Annotated in this window: 15 protein-coding genes and 2 pseudogenes; 6 read left to right on the forward strand and 11 right to left on the reverse strand. The window is 69.3% G+C overall.

Translation table 11 applies throughout. The annotated features are described in order from the left end of the window. Window positions 1–2: 2 nt before the first annotated feature. Genes ACWCXB_RS08025 through ACWCXB_RS08040 form a run of 4 tightly spaced genes read right to left on the reverse strand, consistent with a single transcriptional unit; the run spans window position 3 to window position 3,425 of the window. Entirely contained in the window at window positions 3–566 is a 564-nt protein-coding gene (locus ACWCXB_RS08025) for a helix-turn-helix domain-containing protein (RefSeq protein ID WP_450720220.1), read from the reverse strand. Window positions 567–610: 44 nt separating this feature from the next. After that, window positions 611–1,498 (reverse strand): ABC transporter ATP-binding protein, encoded by an 888-nt coding sequence (locus tag ACWCXB_RS08030; protein WP_450720222.1) that lies wholly within the window; start codon window positions 1,496–1,498, stop codon window positions 611–613. After that, a complete protein-coding gene (locus ACWCXB_RS08035; RefSeq protein ID WP_450720224.1) occupies window positions 1,495–2,514 on the reverse strand; it encodes an ABC transporter substrate-binding protein in 1,020 nt (339 codons plus the stop codon). The genes ACWCXB_RS08030 and ACWCXB_RS08035 overlap by 4 nt, the downstream gene beginning before the upstream one ends. A 29-nt stretch (window positions 2,515–2,543) precedes the next feature. After that, window positions 2,544–3,425 carry an ABC transporter permease gene (locus ACWCXB_RS08040; protein WP_450720226.1) on the reverse strand — a complete coding sequence of 294 codons (882 nt, stop codon included), beginning with the start codon at window positions 3,423–3,425 and terminating at the stop codon, window positions 2,544–2,546. Between the two features lie 222 nt (window positions 3,426–3,647). Between ACWCXB_RS08040 and ACWCXB_RS08045 the strand changes: the two genes are divergently transcribed. From ACWCXB_RS08045 to ACWCXB_RS08055, 3 genes are all read left to right on the forward strand, one after another. Next, the gene (locus tag ACWCXB_RS08045; protein ID WP_450720567.1) at window positions 3,648–4,697 is read left to right on the forward strand and encodes a LacI family DNA-binding transcriptional regulator; all 1,050 of its coding nucleotides are present in this window, start codon (window positions 3,648–3,650) and stop codon (window positions 4,695–4,697) included. Further along, window positions 4,697–5,842: a mandelate racemase/muconate lactonizing enzyme family protein gene (locus tag ACWCXB_RS08050; protein ID WP_450720228.1), complete on the forward strand. Its 1,146-nt coding sequence runs from the start codon at window positions 4,697–4,699 to the stop codon at window positions 5,840–5,842. Before ACWCXB_RS08045 ends, ACWCXB_RS08050 begins: the two co-directional genes overlap by 1 nt. Before the next feature lie 483 nt (window positions 5,843–6,325). Further along, window positions 6,326–7,522 (forward strand): acyl-CoA dehydrogenase family protein, encoded by a 1,197-nt coding sequence (locus ACWCXB_RS08055; protein ID WP_450720230.1) that lies wholly within the window; start codon window positions 6,326–6,328, stop codon window positions 7,520–7,522. 162 nt (window positions 7,523–7,684) lie between these two features. Here ACWCXB_RS08055 and ACWCXB_RS08060 read toward each other — a convergent pair whose 3' ends face one another. The 6 genes and pseudogenes from ACWCXB_RS08060 to ACWCXB_RS08085 all read right to left on the reverse strand — a co-directional run. Next, complete coding sequence (locus ACWCXB_RS08060; RefSeq protein ID WP_450720232.1) at window positions 7,685–8,260, reverse strand: GAF domain-containing protein; 576 nt, start codon at window positions 8,258–8,260, stop codon at window positions 7,685–7,687. Continuing rightward, the gene (locus ACWCXB_RS08065; protein ID WP_450720233.1) at window positions 8,257–8,916 is read right to left on the reverse strand and encodes a GTP-binding protein; all 660 of its coding nucleotides are present in this window, start codon (window positions 8,914–8,916) and stop codon (window positions 8,257–8,259) included. The genes ACWCXB_RS08060 and ACWCXB_RS08065 overlap by 4 nt, the downstream gene beginning before the upstream one ends. Further along, the gene (locus ACWCXB_RS08070; protein WP_450720235.1) at window positions 8,894–9,265 is read right to left on the reverse strand and encodes a DUF742 domain-containing protein; all 372 of its coding nucleotides are present in this window, start codon (window positions 9,263–9,265) and stop codon (window positions 8,894–8,896) included. Before ACWCXB_RS08070 ends, ACWCXB_RS08065 begins: the two co-directional genes overlap by 23 nt. Window positions 9,266–9,267: 2 nt before the next feature. Further along, the gene (locus ACWCXB_RS08075) at window positions 9,268–9,702 is read right to left on the reverse strand and encodes a roadblock/LC7 domain-containing protein (protein WP_450720237.1); all 435 of its coding nucleotides are present in this window, start codon (window positions 9,700–9,702) and stop codon (window positions 9,268–9,270) included. Window positions 9,703–9,707: 5 nt separating this feature from the next. Beyond that, window positions 9,708–11,576 carry a sensor histidine kinase gene (locus tag ACWCXB_RS08080; RefSeq protein WP_450720239.1) on the reverse strand — a complete coding sequence of 623 codons (1,869 nt, stop codon included), beginning with the start codon at window positions 11,574–11,576 and terminating at the stop codon, window positions 9,708–9,710. Between the two features lie 438 nt (window positions 11,577–12,014). Continuing rightward, window positions 12,015–12,440, reverse strand: a pseudogene (locus ACWCXB_RS08085) (MBL fold metallo-hydrolase); the annotation flags it as partial. 205 nt (window positions 12,441–12,645) lie between these two features. On the opposite strand from ACWCXB_RS08085, the pseudogene ACWCXB_RS08090 reads away from it, so the two are divergent. The 3 genes and pseudogenes from ACWCXB_RS08090 to ACWCXB_RS08100 form a co-directional block, all read left to right on the forward strand. Further along, window positions 12,646–12,786: pseudogene (locus ACWCXB_RS08090) on the forward strand (type I restriction-modification system subunit M N-terminal domain-containing protein); the annotation flags it as partial. 230 nt (window positions 12,787–13,016) lie between these two features. Further along, the gene (locus ACWCXB_RS08095) at window positions 13,017–13,358 is read left to right on the forward strand and encodes a hypothetical protein (protein ID WP_450720241.1); all 342 of its coding nucleotides are present in this window, start codon (window positions 13,017–13,019) and stop codon (window positions 13,356–13,358) included. A 124-nt stretch (window positions 13,359–13,482) separates the two neighbouring features. After that, window positions 13,483–14,328, forward strand: a complete 846-nt coding sequence (locus ACWCXB_RS08100) for a FadR/GntR family transcriptional regulator (protein ID WP_450720243.1) — start codon at window positions 13,483–13,485, stop codon at window positions 14,326–14,328. 494 nt (window positions 14,329–14,822) lie between these two features. On the opposite strand, the gene ACWCXB_RS08105 is transcribed toward ACWCXB_RS08100, so the two are convergent. After that, a complete protein-coding gene (locus ACWCXB_RS08105; RefSeq protein WP_450720245.1) occupies window positions 14,823–15,620 on the reverse strand; it encodes a GntR family transcriptional regulator in 798 nt (265 codons plus the stop codon). Between the last annotated feature and the right edge of the window lie 136 nt (window positions 15,621–15,756).

Consider the following 15,756-nt stretch of genomic DNA (forward strand, 5'->3'; position numbering starts at 1 on the left):
GGTCATGGCAGCACCACCACGACGGCATAGCGGACCGGCTCCGGGCCCGGGCAGCGGAAGCGGGTCGGTCCCCACAGCCTGAAGCGCAGACAGTCCCCCGCACGGAGTTCGTGCGTCTCGTCACCGACGGTGATCTCGATCGAGCCGTCCAGCACCCAGATGTGCTGCTCCATGCCGGGCACCGGCGGCCGTTCGTACGCGAGGTCCGCACCCGCGGCGAGCCGCCCTTCGACGACCTCGGCACGCAGGCCGGGCTGCGGCGGCGACACGGAACGGCGGACGAACCCCGCTTCGGAATCCGTCCAGACCGTCTGGCTGCCGGCGCGCACGAGCTGGGCGGGCTCCGCCTCCACCTCACTGAGCAGCTGCGACATGGTGCGACCGTGGACCACGCACAGCTTGCCGAGCAGGGAGGTGGTGGGGCTGATCTCTCCCCGCTCGGCACGCGACAGGGTCGAACGGCTGATGCCGCTGCGCTGCGCCAGATCGTCCAGGGACCAGCCGCGCTCGGCCCTCAACTCGGCGAGCCGGGTCGCCAGTCGTACGTCGACGTCCACATCTCTCATGCGCGAGAGAGTATCCCAGATGTGGGACAGGCGAGCTCGTTGCCTCAGTCCTGCGCGGAAGCGGCTCCCAGCAGATCCCTGATGTGCCCGGTGGCCTGGCGGAACTCAGGCCTGCCCAGGGTCTCCGTGTAGTCCCGCTCGGCGGGCAGCCCGACCTCGATGATCTCGGTGATGGTGCCGGGTCGCGGGCTCATCACCACCACCCGGTCGGCCAGATAGACCGCCTCCGAGATGGAGTGGGTGACCAGCAGCACGGTGGTGCCGGTCTCCCGCCAGATCCGGTTGAGCTCCATGTTCATCTGCTCCCGCGTGAGCGCGTCCAGCGCGCCGAACGGCTCGTCCATCAGCAGCACGGGCGGCTCGTGCAGCAGCGCCCTGCACAGCGCGACCCGCTGCTGCATGCCTCCGGACAGCTCATGCGGGTACGCGTCCTCGAAGCCGCCGAGCCCGGTCATCGCGATGAGCTCGTCCGCGCGGGCGCGGGCCCGGTCCCCCGGCATCCGGCGCATCTCGGCCTGGATGAGGATGTTGCGCCGGGCCGAGCGCCACTCGAGAAGCGCGGCGCGCTGGAAGACGTAACCGATGTCGTGGCGCGGTCCGTTCACGGCCTCGCCGTTCAGCCGGACCTGTCCGGCCGACGGCTTCAGCAGTCCCGCCACCAGCTTGAGCAGGGTCGACTTGCCGCAGCCGGACGGTCCGACGATCGCGACGAACTCGCCTGCGGCGACATCGAGGGAGACCTCGTGCAGCGCGGTGACATCGCGGTGCTTGCTGCGGAAGCGGACGGCGACGTCCTCCAGAGCGACGGCCGCGGTGCCGGGCGCCGTGTCATCGTCGACCGCCCGGCCGTCGCCGGCCGCGGTGCCTGCCAGGCCCCTCGCATGCTCCGCGTCCTCCGCCTTGCGCAGGGTCGTGTCCCTGTTCATCGTCATCCCTTCAGCGCCGTGGCGCTGTCCCAGTACTCCGACACGGCCTTGGGGCTCTTGACCATCCCGGCCTCTGCGAAGACGTCGATGGTCTGCTGCCAGTCCGCCTCGGTGTTGACACCCGGCGCCTTGCCCTGGGTGGCCGAGGTGTGCAGCAGCGTCACGGTCGTCCTGAACTGCTCGGCAAGGACCTCCTTCGGCGGCAGCTGCTCCGACGCGCCCTCCATCGCGGCGACGGCCGGGTCCGGTGCCTTCTCGGCGGCGGCCCAGGCCTCGCTGACCGCCTGCACCATGCGCTTGGCGACATCGGCTCGTCCCGTCAGCGTCTTCTGACCGGCGATCAGGCCGTTGGAGTAGAAGTTGAGGCCGTGCTCCGAGAAACGGAGGTAGGATACGGTCTTCTTGGCCTTGTTCTGCATGGTCGGGCCCTGATCGCTCGCGTAGCCGAGCAGCCCGTCCGTCTTGCCGGAGATCACTGCGGCGATCTTGCCTGCGGGGTCGGTGTTCTGGACCTTGACGTCGGTCTCGCTCAGACCGTTCTTCTCGAGGAAGATCGGGAAGGTCTTGGACAGCGCGTCGCCCGCCGTACCGGCGATGGTCTTCCCCTTGAGGTCGGCGGGAGTCCCGATGCCCACGGACTCGAAGAACTGCACCGACGACGGGGTCGTCTGCAGGAACACCCCGAGGCTCTTGACCTTGACACCCTGGTCGACGCCCGCGAGGACGGCGGGCGTGTCGGCCCAGCCGAAGTCGGTCCGGCCCGCGCCGGTCGCCTGCACGGTCTTCTGCGAGCCCTGCCCGGCGTTGATCGTCAGGTCGATGCCGTGCTTCTCGAAGATCTTCTGCTGCTTGCCGTAGTAGAACGGCGCGTGCTCGCCGTACGGATACCAGTTGAGCGTCAGGGTCACCTTGTCGAGCTTCTTGCCGGAGTCGCTGGTGGTGGTTCCCGCGTCGCCCTCGCCGCAGGCCGTGGTGACCAGGAGCAGCGGTACGAGGCCGAACAGGAGTCTGCGCGAAGTCATGGCTGGCCCTCTCGGGATGGTGGTCGTGGTCAGTACGTGGTGGTGACGTCGGTTCCTCGGCGGCTGGCGTGCCACGGGAGCAGCAGCTTCTCGGCGATCTCGACGAGGACGAAGAGGACGACACCGATGAGTGACATGACGAGCAGCCCCGCGAAGAGCATCGGCGTGTCGAGGTTGCCGTTGGCCTGGAGGATCACATAGCCGAGCCCCTCGTTCGCCCCGACGAACTCACCGACGACGGCGCCGGTCACGGCCAGCGTCACGGCGACCTTGAGGCCGGAGAAGAGATGCGGCAGCGAGGCCGGGAAGCGGATCTTGGCAAAGGTCTGCCAGGGCCCGGCGCCCATGGTGGCCGAGAGCTGCAGCATCTCGGGGTCGACCGCCTTGAGGCCGGTGACCATCGAGATCACCACGGGGAAGAAGGCGATCAGCACGGCGATCAGGATCTTCGGCGCGATGCCGAAGCCGAGCCAGACGACGAACAGCGGCGCGATCGCGATCTTCGGTACGACCTGGGCGAAGAGCAGGATCGGATAGAGCGTTTTCTCGACGGTCGCCGAGTAGACCATGACCACGGCCGCGAGCACCCCGACGGCGACGGCGATGACGAAGCCGATGAGTGTCTCGTAGGTGGTCACCCAGCTGTGGTGCCAGACGTAGTCGGTCTTCTCCAGCAGCACGTCCAGGGTCGCGCCGGGCGAGGGAACGAGATACGGCTCGACGAGCTCGGCGGCGGCGATCCCCCACCAGGCGGCGAAACAGGCCAGCAGCAGCGCGAACGGCCGCCAGCTCTGCTCGAGGGCCCGGGCAAGTCTCTCCCCCGTCCCCGGACCGTTCCGCCGGGCAACCCCCTTCACCTCGGCGGCGGGTGCCGGTATGACGCTCTGGCTCACGATGAACTCCTCGGGCATCCGGGGCAGTTGCGAAGAGCGGCCGTTCGGGCTCTGCGATCGGTGTCTTCCGAACAAGCGCTTTCAGAAAGCGCTTTCTGCTAAGGTGTCGCCACGCTAATGACTGCTTGCACGCACGGTCAATAGGTCGTCCCGAAGTTTGCGGGGGTCAGGTTGAGTGAACGCCGAGCTCAGGCACCAGCGCAGGACCGCACCCACGCACCACCGGAGCCCCACGTCACGCTGGACACCGTCGCCCGCAGGGCGGGCGTCTCCCTGGCGACGGCGTCGAGAGCGCTCAACGGCACGACCCGGGTCCGTGAGGAACTCCGGCAACGGGTGCGTGCGGCGGCCGACATCCTGGGCTACATCCCCAATGCCCATGCCCAGGCACTTGCCAGCGCCTCCAACAACACCGTCGGTGTGGTCTGCCACGACGTCGGCGACCCGTACTTCTCCGCCATCGCGGACGGAGTGATGCGCGCCGCGGCGGAGTCGGACCTCCTCGTCATGCTGGCCAGCACCTTCCGCGAGCCGGAGCGGGAGATCGCGTACGTCTCCATGCTGCGCGCCCAGCGCGCCCGGGCCATCCTCCTCATCGGCTCCGGCTTCCAGGACCGCGCGTGGGAGCGGGCGATGGCCGCCGAGCTCGATCCGTACGTACGGGCCGGCGGACGCGTCGCCGTCGTCAGCCGTCATCGAAGCCTCCGGGTGGACGCCGTCCTGCCGGAGAACCGAGCCGGGGCCGCGGCGCTCGCCCGGTCCCTGCTCGCCCTGGGGCACCGGGAGTTCGCGGTGCTCAGCGGGCCGACCGAGCTCACCACCGTCTCCGACCGGCTGGCCGGATTCCGCGAGGGGCTCGCCCAGGGCGGTGCGCCCCTGCGGCCGGAGTCGGTCGTACGCGGCGCCTTCACCCGCGAGGGCGGGCACGCGGCCGCCCGCGAACTGCTGGCCCGTACCGGCGCCAACCGCCCCACCTGTGTCTTCGCCGTCACCGATGTGATGGCGGTCGGGGCGCTCGCGGCCTTCAGGGAGGCCGGCGTTCGGGTGCCGGAGGACATCTCCCTGGCAGGTTTCGACGACATTCCCCTCGTGCGGGAGCTGACTCCGCCGCTCAGCACGGTCGCTCTGCCGCTCACCGCGATGGGCCAGGAGGTCATGTTCCTGGCTCTGCGTGAGGCGCCGAGCAGGCGCTCGCGCGTGCTGCGGGTCGGCGGCGAGGTCGTCCTGCGCGCGAGCACCGCACCACCGTCCCGTTCGTCCGCCGACCCGCCCGCCGAAAGGACCCGTTGATGAACATCGAACGCGTCGAGACCTTCGCGGTCGCCCTGCCCACCCGCCGCTCCTTCGGCGTCTCCGGGGGCGCGGTCGCCGTCGCCGGGCAGCCGTCGATCCGGATCCTGGTGAAGGTGAGTGCCGACGGGGCGTACGGCTGGGGCGAGGCGACCCCGATCCCCGCATGGACGTACGAGACCGCCGAGTCCATCGTCACGACCGTCGACCGCTATCTCGCCCCGGCGATCGTCGGCCGCCCCGCCTGGAATCTGGACGCGGTGGACGCGGCCTTCGACCGGGCGGTCAACCGGGGGCTGTCGATCGGCGCACCGCTCGCGAAGAGCGCGGTGGACGTGGCCCTGCACGATCTGCTCGGGCGGGCCGCGGGCGTACCCCTGGGCGTGCTGTGGAACCAGCGGCGCACGGAGACGGTCGAACTTGGCTGGATCGTCTCCGGCCAGTCGCCGGCCGAGGTGGGTGACAGCGTCGCGGAGGGTACGGAGGCGGGCTACCGCGCCTTCAAGGTGAAGATCGGGCTGCACGACGAGGCGACCGACGCGGCCGTGGTGGCGGCGGTGCGGGAGCACGCCCCGGCCGCGCCGCTCTGGGTCGATGCCAACCAGGCGTACACGGCGGACGCGGCGCTGCGGATGGCCCGCCGCCTCGAGCCGTACGGGCTCACCGCCTTCGAACAGCCGCTGCCCGCCAATGATCTCGCGGGCCTGCGACGGCTGCGCGAGCACTCCCCGGTGCCGGTCGCGCTCGACGAGAGTCTTCGGCATCCGACCGATCTCGCGACGTTCGTGAGGCTGGAGGCCGTGGACGTGGCCATCGCCAAGGTGCAGCGCAGTGGCGGGCTGACCCTGTCGCGACGGCTGTGCGCGCTCGCGGAGGACTGCGGGGTGCGGCTGATGGGCTCGGGTCTGACCGACTCCGACCTGGGACTGGCGGCGTCGCTGCACCTCTTCGCCGCGTACGGCATCGGCGTCGGGACCCCGGTCGACCTCAACGGCCGGCAGTTCATCGACTCGCCGTACGCCGGGGCGACGGTACGGGTGGAGAAGGGTGTGGCGTACGTGCCGGACGCACCCGGCCTCGGGGTCGAGGTGGACGAGTCGATCGTGCGGCGGCTCGCCGTCGACGTGCTGGAGCGGCGAGCCTGACGGGCGGCGCCTCCCGCACACGGTGGCGCCCCGGAACCGGGCCACGCGCCGCGTGGCGCAACCGCACGCCGGGGCCGTACGTGGGGGCCTGCAGGGGTCCGTGAGGCGCACTTGGGGGCCTGCAGGGACCCGTGAGGCGTACGCGAGGTCCTGCGCCGTCCGCCGGGCGGCGGAGCGCCTCGGGTCCGGAGGCTGTGTCCCTGAGTGCCATATGCCCACGAAACCTTCGCCGTTGACATGTGGCAGAAAGTTGCATGCTGGGAATGCCCTACGGATAGGACCGGACAGGCCCAGTACCACGCAAAGCACAGCCCCAATCAAACGTCAACCGACGCTGTTTCGGACAAAGTTGGTAAACGATCTTGAACCACCCGGAAGCGATCAACACCATGAGGTGGTCGGCCTGTACGGGACGGGACCATGCCGATGCACCACCTGCTCGAACATACGCGCGAGCAGGCGTTTCGCAGAGGAGGGCTCGCGATGGACGGGTATTTTGCCAGTCGACTACATCATCAGCTCCGAGACCAAGTCCGGAACTTCGCGGAGAGTGAGGTCCGCCCGCGGGTTCCTGCCATGGAGGCGGCCCGCACGGTCCACCGCGAGCTGTCCCGGCTCATCGCCCGGCAGGGCTGGCTCGGAGCGACGATCAGCAAGGCGCATGGCGGGATGGGTGTCGGCCACCTCGCCAAGACCATCATCATCGAGGAACTGTCCCGCGTCAGCGGCGCCATGGGGGCCATGGTTCAGGCCTCCCAGCTGGGCGTCGCAAAAATCGTCCACTTCGGCAGCGAGGAACAGAAGAAGACGTGGCTTCCGGTGATCGCCGCGGGCGACTGTCTCCCCACGATCGCGGTCACCGAACCCGAATCGGGCGGACATGTGCTGGGCATGAGCGCCGATGCCGTGCGCGACGGCGACGACTACATCATCAATGGCCGAAAGGTGTATGTCGGAAACAGCCATGTCGGCGATCTCCATGGGGTCGTGGTCCGTACGGGACCGGGCTCCGACGGCCTCACCGCGTTCCTCGTCGAGTCCGACCGGCCCGGCTTCCGCGTCGGCGAGCAGAAACCGACGATGGGCCTGCACGGTTTCAGCTTCGGGGAGCTGTTGTTCGACAACTGCCGGGTGCCGGTGGACAACCGGCTCGGCGAGGAGGGCGACGGCCTGGCCGTGGCGTACTCCTCCAGCGTCCTCTACGGACGGCCCAACCTGACCGCCGTCTCGCTCGGCCTCCACCAGGCGATCCTGGAGGCGACCACCAAGTTCTGCACGGAACGCCACCGCTACGGCAAGCCGCTGCACGAGCTGCCGTCCATCAAGCTGAAGCTGGGTCAGCTGCAGTCGCGGCTGATGACGGCACGGCTCGCCGCGTACCACGCGGTGCATCTGCTGGACGAGGGGCTGCCCTGCGACGCCGAGCTGATGAACGCGAAGCTGGTCAATGTCGAGTCCACGCTCGACTCCGCGCGGAACGCGATGGAGATCCATGCGGCGGCCGGACTGTTCACCGACCGTCCCATCGAGCGGTATCTGCGCGACGCGCACCACATCTTCGCGCCCGCCGGCACTTCCGACATCCAGCTACTGCGGCTCGCCGAGGTGGCGCTGGGCACCGACAAGGGCGAGTGGTCGGAGCGGCTCGCCGAGGTGAGCAGACTGCAGCCGATGCTCTGACAGGCGCGTACACCGGTGCGTGCGGCGGTGCGTGCGGCGGTGCGTGCGGCGGTGCGTGCGGCGGTGCGTGCGGCGGCAACCGCCGTACACCGTGACATGTGACGCCCCCGGGTACTCGGGGGCGTCACACGGCCACACACCACAAGGCCAAGGGCCCTGCCGTCACAGTCCCCCGTCCTCGCGGCGGTGGATCTGCTCGACCAGCTCGGCCGCGAGCGACTTGATGGTCTCCAGACCCGCCCGGCCCCAGGGCCGCGGCTCGGTGTCCACGACACAGATCGTGCCCAGCGCGATGCCCGTACGGTCGATCAGCGGCGCCCCGAGGTAAGAGCGGATGCCGATCTCGTCGACGACGGGGTTCCCGGCGAACCGCGGATAGTCGCAGACGTCCTCCAGGACGAGCGCCTTGCGCCGCACCACGACATGCGGGCAGTAGCCGTGGTCGCGGGCCATGAATCGGCTCACGTCGCCACCGGTCGCGGCCGCCGCGGCGCCGAGGTCACTTCCCGAGTGCGTACCCGCGGGAGTGTGCAGGCCGGCGAAGAACTGCCGGTGCTCGTCTATGAAGTTGACCATCGAGTACGGCGCACGGGTCACCTCCGCGAGCTTGTGGGCGAACTCGTCGAAGGCCGGGTCGGGGCGCTCGCCCAGACCCAGCTGGCGCAGCCGTCGCACCCGCGTGGGCGCCTCACGGTCGACGGGGGTCAGCAGCAGATGGCCGGTCGGGTCGTACGTCATGAGTGTGCTCCGTAGCTCGGCGCCGGTGCCGGTGCCGGGGTGATGGTCAGCAGATGCTGGACCAGGGTGACCAGGGTCCTGATCCCGGAACTGGCGATCCGGGCGTCGCACAGCACGACCGGTACCTCCGGCTTGAGGTCGATCGCTGCCCGCACCTCCTCCGGCTCGTAGCGGTAGGCGCCGTCGAACTCGTTGACGGCGACAACGAATCCGATGCCGCGCCGCTCGAAGAAGTCGACCGCGGAGAAGCATTCCTCCAGGCGCCGGGTGTCGGCCAGAACGACCGCGCCGAGCGCGCCCTCGGAGAGCTCGTCCCACATGAACCAGAAGCGCTCCTGGCCAGGCGTGCCGAAGAGGTACAGCACATGACGGTCGTCGAGGGTGATACGGCCGAAGTCCATGGCGACGGTGGTGGTCGTCTTGGACTCGACGCCCTCGAGACTGTCGGTCGCCGCGCTGACCGTAGTCAGCAGTTCTTCGGTGCTCAGCGGCTCGATCTCGCTGACCGCGCCCACAAAGGTGGTCTTGCCGACCCCGAAGCCGCCCGCTATGAGGATCTTCAGGGCGGTGGGAAAGGGATCGGCGTCAAAGCGGCCCCGGTCGTCGTACGTGCCGAAGCTGTCGTCGTGGGGTTCAGAGCCGTCGTCGTAGGCCATCGAGCACTGCCTCCAGCAAGGAACGGTCGGTAGGGGACTCCTGGAATCGGGGCGCCCGCGCGGTGACCGCCCCGCAGTCCACGAGATCGGAGAGGAGCACCTTGGTGACGACCGCCGGGAGCCGTAAGTGCGCCGCGATCTCCGCCACCGAGGTCGGCCCGTCGCACAGGCCGAGGGCCACCGCGTGCTCCGGCCCCAGATGCGCCTGCGGGTCGGTACCGGTCGCCATCACCAGCGAGAGCAGATCGAGTGCGGCCGTCGGACGGGTGCGGCCGCCGCTCACCGTGTAGGGACGGATGAGGCGGCCGGCCGCGTCGTCGAGCCAGGGCCCGTCCTGCGGAGCCGGCACGGTCAGTGCCCCGTGGCGCTCGGCGCCCCGGCCGGCTGTCTGGCCGGGGTGATCAGGTATGGCCGTACGCTCTTGACCAGCATCGCCATCTCGTAGCCGAGGACTGCGGCGTCCGCCTCCCGCCCGGCAAGCACGGCGAGACAGGTGCCGGAGCCCGCCGTGGAGACGAAGAGCAGCGTGGAATCGAGCTCGACCACGACCTGGCGGACCTCCCCACCGTCGCCGAAGCGGGCACCGGCGCTGCGGCCCAGGGAGTACAGCCCCGAGGCGAGCGCGGCCATGTGGTCGGCGCTGTCGGGATCGAGGCCGTGCACGGATTTCACCAGGCCGTCGGAGGAGAGCAGAACCGCGTTTCGGGTGTACGGCACCCGCTGGACCAGGCCGGTGAGCAGCCAGTCGAGATCCGAGGAATGGCCGATCGGCACATCGCTCGCCATTGCATCTACTCCTTGTGGTTTTCGTCCTGTTGAAGCGGTTCGTGGGCGGTGACGGGGCTCTGGGACTCGGCGAGGCCGATGCCGCGCTGGAAGGCCGCCATCAGACCTGGGTCGTGGAGCTCGTGGTCCTCGGCCTTGCGGGGTGCGGGATCGTCGCGCAGCTGGGGCACGAGGTGCTCCTGGGCGCGGCGTTTGGGGAGCGTGGGACGGCCCATGGTGCCACGGACCGCCGGGGATTCGGCGGGGTTCTGGGGCTGTTGGGCCCCGGGCTGCGGAGTGGCGTGGGTGCCGCCGGGTGGTGCGGCGGCCGGGTTGGGGCGTTCGGTGTGCTCGCCGCGCACCGGGAGCGGGCCGTGGCCGCTGCCGTGGCCGCTGCTGTAGCCATTGCCATTGCCGTGGCCGTTGCCTTCCGCCGTCGCCGGGGGCGGGGGCGGGGGCGTCTGGTGCGGAATGGCCGGGCCGCCGGTCGTGACGTACGTGAGCGAGCGCTGCGGTCCGGTGTGTGTCACGTCTCCCGCGGCATGCGGCACGGGGGCCGGAGGGGGCGCCACCGCCCGTGCGGGGGCCGCGACGGCGGAGGGCTGGGGTGCGCTCTGCGCCGCGGCCTGAGCGTTGGTCTGCTCCACGGTCGGATCCCCGGATTCGGCTCCGAGCAGCCCCTGCGGCAGGACGAGTACGGCCTGCACGCCACCGTAGATGTTGGACTGGAGGCGGACCGCGATGCCGTGCCTGCGGGCGAGGGCCGAGACCACGAACAGGCCGATGCGGCCGTCCTGCAGCAGATGGGCCACATTGACCTGGTCGGGGTCGGCGAGCAGGGCGTTCATCTTGTTCTGCTCGGTGAGCGGCATGCCCAGGCCCCGGTCCTCGACCTCGATGGCGAGCCCCGCCGTGACGCGTGAGGCGCGCAGCAGGACCTGTGTGTGCGGGGCGGAGAACAGGGTGGCGTTCTCGACCAGTTCGGCCAGCAGGTGGATGACATCCGCGACGGCGTGCCCGCGCAGGGTGCCGTCGATCGGCGGCACGAGCTTGACGCGTGGGTACTGCTCGACCTCGGCGATCGACGAGCGCAGCACCTCGGTCATGGTGACCGGGTTGGACCACTGGCGCCGGGAGATGGCGCCGCCGAGGACCGCGAGGTTCTCGGCGTGCCGGCGGATGCGGGTGGCGAGGTGGTCGACATGGAAGAGCCCCTTGAGCAGCTCGGGGTCCTCGACCTCGTTCTCCAGCTCGTCGAGCAGCTGGATCTCCCGGTGCACGAGCGACTGGAGCCGGCGGGCCAGATTGACGAAGACTTCGACCTTCTGCTCGTTGCCGACGCTGCTGGAGAGCCGGGACGCCTGGACGACCGCGGCCACCGCGGCGTCGTACGACCGCGTCAACTCATGGGCGAGCAGGTCGAATTCGTCACCGGTGGGTGTGGGGAGCGGACCCTCGCGGCGGGCCTGCGGGCGCTCGCCGCGCCGCAACCCATCGACCACGCCCCGCAGTTCGGCCTGGTTGCGCGCGCTGGCGCGGCGCAGGTCGTGGCAGCGGTCGAGCACCGATCTCGCGGCCCGGTCGGCGCCCATCGCCGCCGCCACCACGGCCGCGACGGCGAGGGCCGCGGAGCCGGCGAGCGCGACCCACAGGGCGGCCGACGGCCGCGCGTCGGTGGAACGGATCGTGAAGAGCACCGCCGCGGCACCGCCGAGCGAGGCGATGACGACCGGCAGGACGGCGGTGCGCAGCAGTTGCGGGCGTATACGGGATTCCGGCGACGGCGGCGTCGTCTGCGGCCTGCCCGGGGCGGAGGAGGTTCGGGAGCCTGACCGGCCGTGCCGTCCGCCCTCGCGGCGGTCCGGCCGCGCGGCGGGTGCGCGAAGTTGAGACATCAGCGTCCTTGGTACGTGGCCCAGGAATCGGAGCACCGATCGACGTACTCATCGGCGTACTGCGAGTGTTCAGTTCGGCTCAGCGACAGGCACGCCAGCGCTGGTTGAGCCCACCGTTGATCACCAACCACACAGGGTAGTCGTGAATCGTTCATGTGCGGTGGGCAGTTGACAAACTTGCCCGCAGAGCATCCTGCTCTGGTATGAGGGCTCGCACGGCAGCACGAATACGGCCTGCGATGACGACCCGGGAAGACGACCTGCGGAATACGCCTTGTCCGGTCGATCATGCCGGACCGGTGAGCGGCCGGCTGCGTCGCTGCGTCGGTGACCGAGGACAAGGTCGCCGGGGTTCCGCAGGCGAAGCTCTGGGGGGAGCGTGCGCAGGGCATGCGAGCCCGGCAAAATCGGCCGGACAAGGCCTGAGCCGAACAAGGCCTAATCGGTCGGGGCCGTCTCGGGGGCTTCTGCACCGCTGCCGGGGATCGCGCCGGCCTCGGATGCGCGGGTGCCCGGAGGGGCGTCGGCCGCGTCGGGGCGCAGGGATGCAGAGACGGGCGCCGTGGCCGAGGCGGGCGCCGTCGCCGTCGCAGGCGCCGTAGCGGCAGGCGCGACGGCCCGCCACCAGGGCGTCGCTGGGACGTCGTCGGCGGTGGGCTCGAACGGCTCGCCCGGCAGCGGCAGGGCGACACGCGCCCCCACCTCGGCGGCCGCGGTGATCGTGCCCTCCCCGGGCTCCGCCCACGGATGGAACGCGAGATTGAACGTGGCCCAGTGGATCGGCAGCATCACTCCGGTCGGGTCACCGCCCTGGAGGTCGACATGGGCGCGCATGCCCTCGGCCGGGGTCATGTGGATGTCCGGCTACAAGACTGACTCACAGATCTCCAAGATGAGTTCGTCGCCATCCCTCCGACACCATCCCGTCCCAGTGGACTCAGCAGATCTCCCCCGCGGTCCGTGAAACTCTGGCGTTCTCTGACTCCGCTGCCACGTGGGCTCACTTTGGCCACGCATGGTGGGCGGCCGTCTGTGCGCGGGTGAGCCGCGTGAGCGGGGAGGGGAACGCATGGGTGATACAGCGATACAGCTGTCCAAGCTGATCTGGTCGGTGACGGATCTACTCCGCGGTGACTTTAAGGCATCCGAGTACGGCAGGGTCGTGCTGCCGTTCGCCGTGCTGCGACGGCTCGACTGCGTGCTGGCCCCTATCGTGGGGAAGCGCCGCGGGAACCAGACCTACTACTACCTGGTCGAGTCCGCCCGCGTGGACGGCAAGCCACGCATCGTCTCGCAGCAGTACCTGGGCAGCGCCAAGGAGGTACTGGCCAAGCTGTTCGGCGAGCAGACCGGGCAGCCGCTGCGTAGCCGGCATAAACGCTTCGGGGACGTGGACGTGCCGACTCCGAAGCCCTGCTCCACCAGATCGCCTCAGCCACCATGACCATCGACTCCGCACGACTGCAGGTGGAACACGCGGTCAAGCACCTCGAGACACAGACAACCGGCCCCATCAGCTACCTGGACAGCACACGACTCCAAGCCTCCGCCGCCTTCGCCGCCCAACTCCTGCGCGACGCCGCCAACTCGATCGTGAGCCTGTCCGGCGCGTCCGCCTTCGCCAACCACAACCCAGCCCAGCGAGCCGGGCACGACATCAACGTCGGCGCCAGCCCCGCAATGCTCAACCCCACCGCCTCACTGAGCCTCTACGGCCGAACCCTCGCCGGCGAACCCTCCAACAGCCCGCTCTGGGGACCAGACGTCCAGTACCTCGTATAATTTTCAGAGGTATCCCAGCTGTTGACAGGCCCACGGATTGGTGCAACCATTCCCAGCGTCTTGTGGTGGAGTGCGCTCTCCATCCGCGCTGGACCAGCACCTGATGCGGAGAAGACGGACCCCCATGAGTTCGAATCACGAGACGACGGACCACCGGTTTGTCGCCGTCGCCCGGCGGTCTCTCGGCGAACATGTCGCGAGCCAGCTACGCACGGCCATCCTGCAGGGTGCCTATAAACCCGGCGACTACCTGCCGTCGGAACGCGACCTTGCCGTCCGGTTCGGCGTGGACCGACACACGCTCCGATCCGCGCTGCTTGAGCTGGAGCTGCTCGGCCTGATCGAACGTCGTCAGGGCTCCGGATGCAAGGTAACCGACTTCCGAGAGAAGGGCTCCACGGAGCTGCTGCCGTACCTGCTCTACCGCAGCGGCGAGGCAGACGTCCAGATTGCGGAGTCGGTCGCGGACGTCGGTGCCATCATCTTCAGAAGCTTTGTCGAGCTGGCCATGATGCACGCGGATGCCAACGACATCGCGCTGTTGCGGGAGCGGCTCGGCGTCCTCGACGACGAGTTGCGTTCCGGAGACAGTAACTCGATGGTTGCGGCCCAACGGACATTCCTACGAACCCTGTGCCGCAGCGGCCACTCCGTCGCAGTCGAGCTACTCCTCAATACGTACGTGAAGATGTTCGAGACCACCATTGATCCCGAGCACAACCTTCAGCGACGGTGGATAAGCGAGATCCTTCCCCCGCTCAGCTCTGGCGCCTACCGCAGCCTCGTGGATGCCATCGAGCGACGCGATCACGACGACGCTCGCCGGGCCATGGACAGCGCACTACAGCAACTTCGGACACTCATGATGGGCATCCTCGCACCAGGCCACCGTCCCAGCGCTACAGCACAGGCCCCAGCGACCACAGACCACGGAACGCCAGGGGACGACCACCCCCAGCGACAGGCATGACGAACGCCGGAGGAGTGGTCCCGGGGACTGGAACAACAACGGCTCTTCCGGCCGTAGCCGCAGCGGATCAGCCCTCGGCGGACGGCAGGGCCGGCACCCCGTCCGTCGCGGGCCGCCGTTGGCAGGCGCAGCCACGCAACGAAGCGATCGATGTGCTCGTCGCAGCACGGGCCGACCTGCTTCCGTAAGCGAGTCCTCGTCGCTACCTGACCGCCAGAGGGACCAGTCTCGATCAACAAAAGTGGGCCAGATTTTGAAGACTGACCCCGCGGGGCCCACGCCCTCGTCCATTGCCGCGATCGTGGCGGACACCGGCAGCTCTTCCTGAGGAGCTTCCCTCCCCGTCCACCGACGAACCGAGTCGAACATCTCGTCCTGTGAGTGGCGAAGCGTCGGGTGCTGCATCCACACGTCGACAACGGACATCATTCGAATCTTTCGAACCTGCGAAGACCGGACCCTCGTCGATCACCTGGCCGATGGATGGTAGGGCGTTACATGACGTCCTCCGTCGACCAGGTGCCCGTCGCGAGGTCGAGCGTTTCCTCGGGAGTGTCGTGGTCGGGGTGCAGGAAGATGCGTACCCACTCGAGCACCTCGTCGCTCGGGTCGTGCAGGGTGAAGGTCGACACCAGCACGCGCTCGGCGACCGTGAGCCCCAGTGCCTCGGTCACCACGGTGGGGGCATGGGTGATCCCCATGCGTCGGCGGATGTGCGCGATGGAGTGCCCTTGCTGCGCAAGGATCCGGGCCATCGACTCCTTCTGCAGCTCGCGCATCGTGTGCCGCTCGCCGACGGCGGGCCGCTGGACGTTGTGGGTCACGCTGTGCGCGGCACCCTTGTGGTGGCGCAGCCTCATGCACTGCCAGAGATACTCGCCGGACGGGAGCCCGAACGCGGCGCACGCCTCGACGGGCGCGATGGAGGTCCCCGCCTCGAGCACCGTGTAGGTGTAGGCACGCAGGGACCCGAACTCCAGGATGCCCGGCCTGTCGTCCTTCGCGGCCACTTCCGGCCGGTGCAGCACCCGCGGGCGTCGACCGCGCCGCCGTTCGATCCATCCGTCGCCGACCAGGCGATCCAGCGCTGCACGACTGGTGATCACGCTGATTCCGAGGCGTTCGGCGAGCTCCTTCTCGCCGGGGAAGTCGGACCTTCCCTCCCACAGGCCGTCCGCGATGTCGCGGCGAAGCTCGAGATAGACCTGGTGGTGCAACGGGACGCTCGCGTCGAAGCGGACGCGGGCTGCGGTGCTGCCGGTGCCGCCGGCATGAGACGGACGCAAACTCATTGTCACATCATAAACCTATGTGTTTATGATGTGCTACCCGCCACGTGGCCGGCCGACCTCGCTGTCGCGACCGATCCCCGACGAGGCGGTCCCGGCAGGCCGATGCCTGGACGGCTCTCTACGACAGCGGGATACG

It is taken from the genome of Streptomyces sp. NPDC001514 (assembly GCF_053597075.1).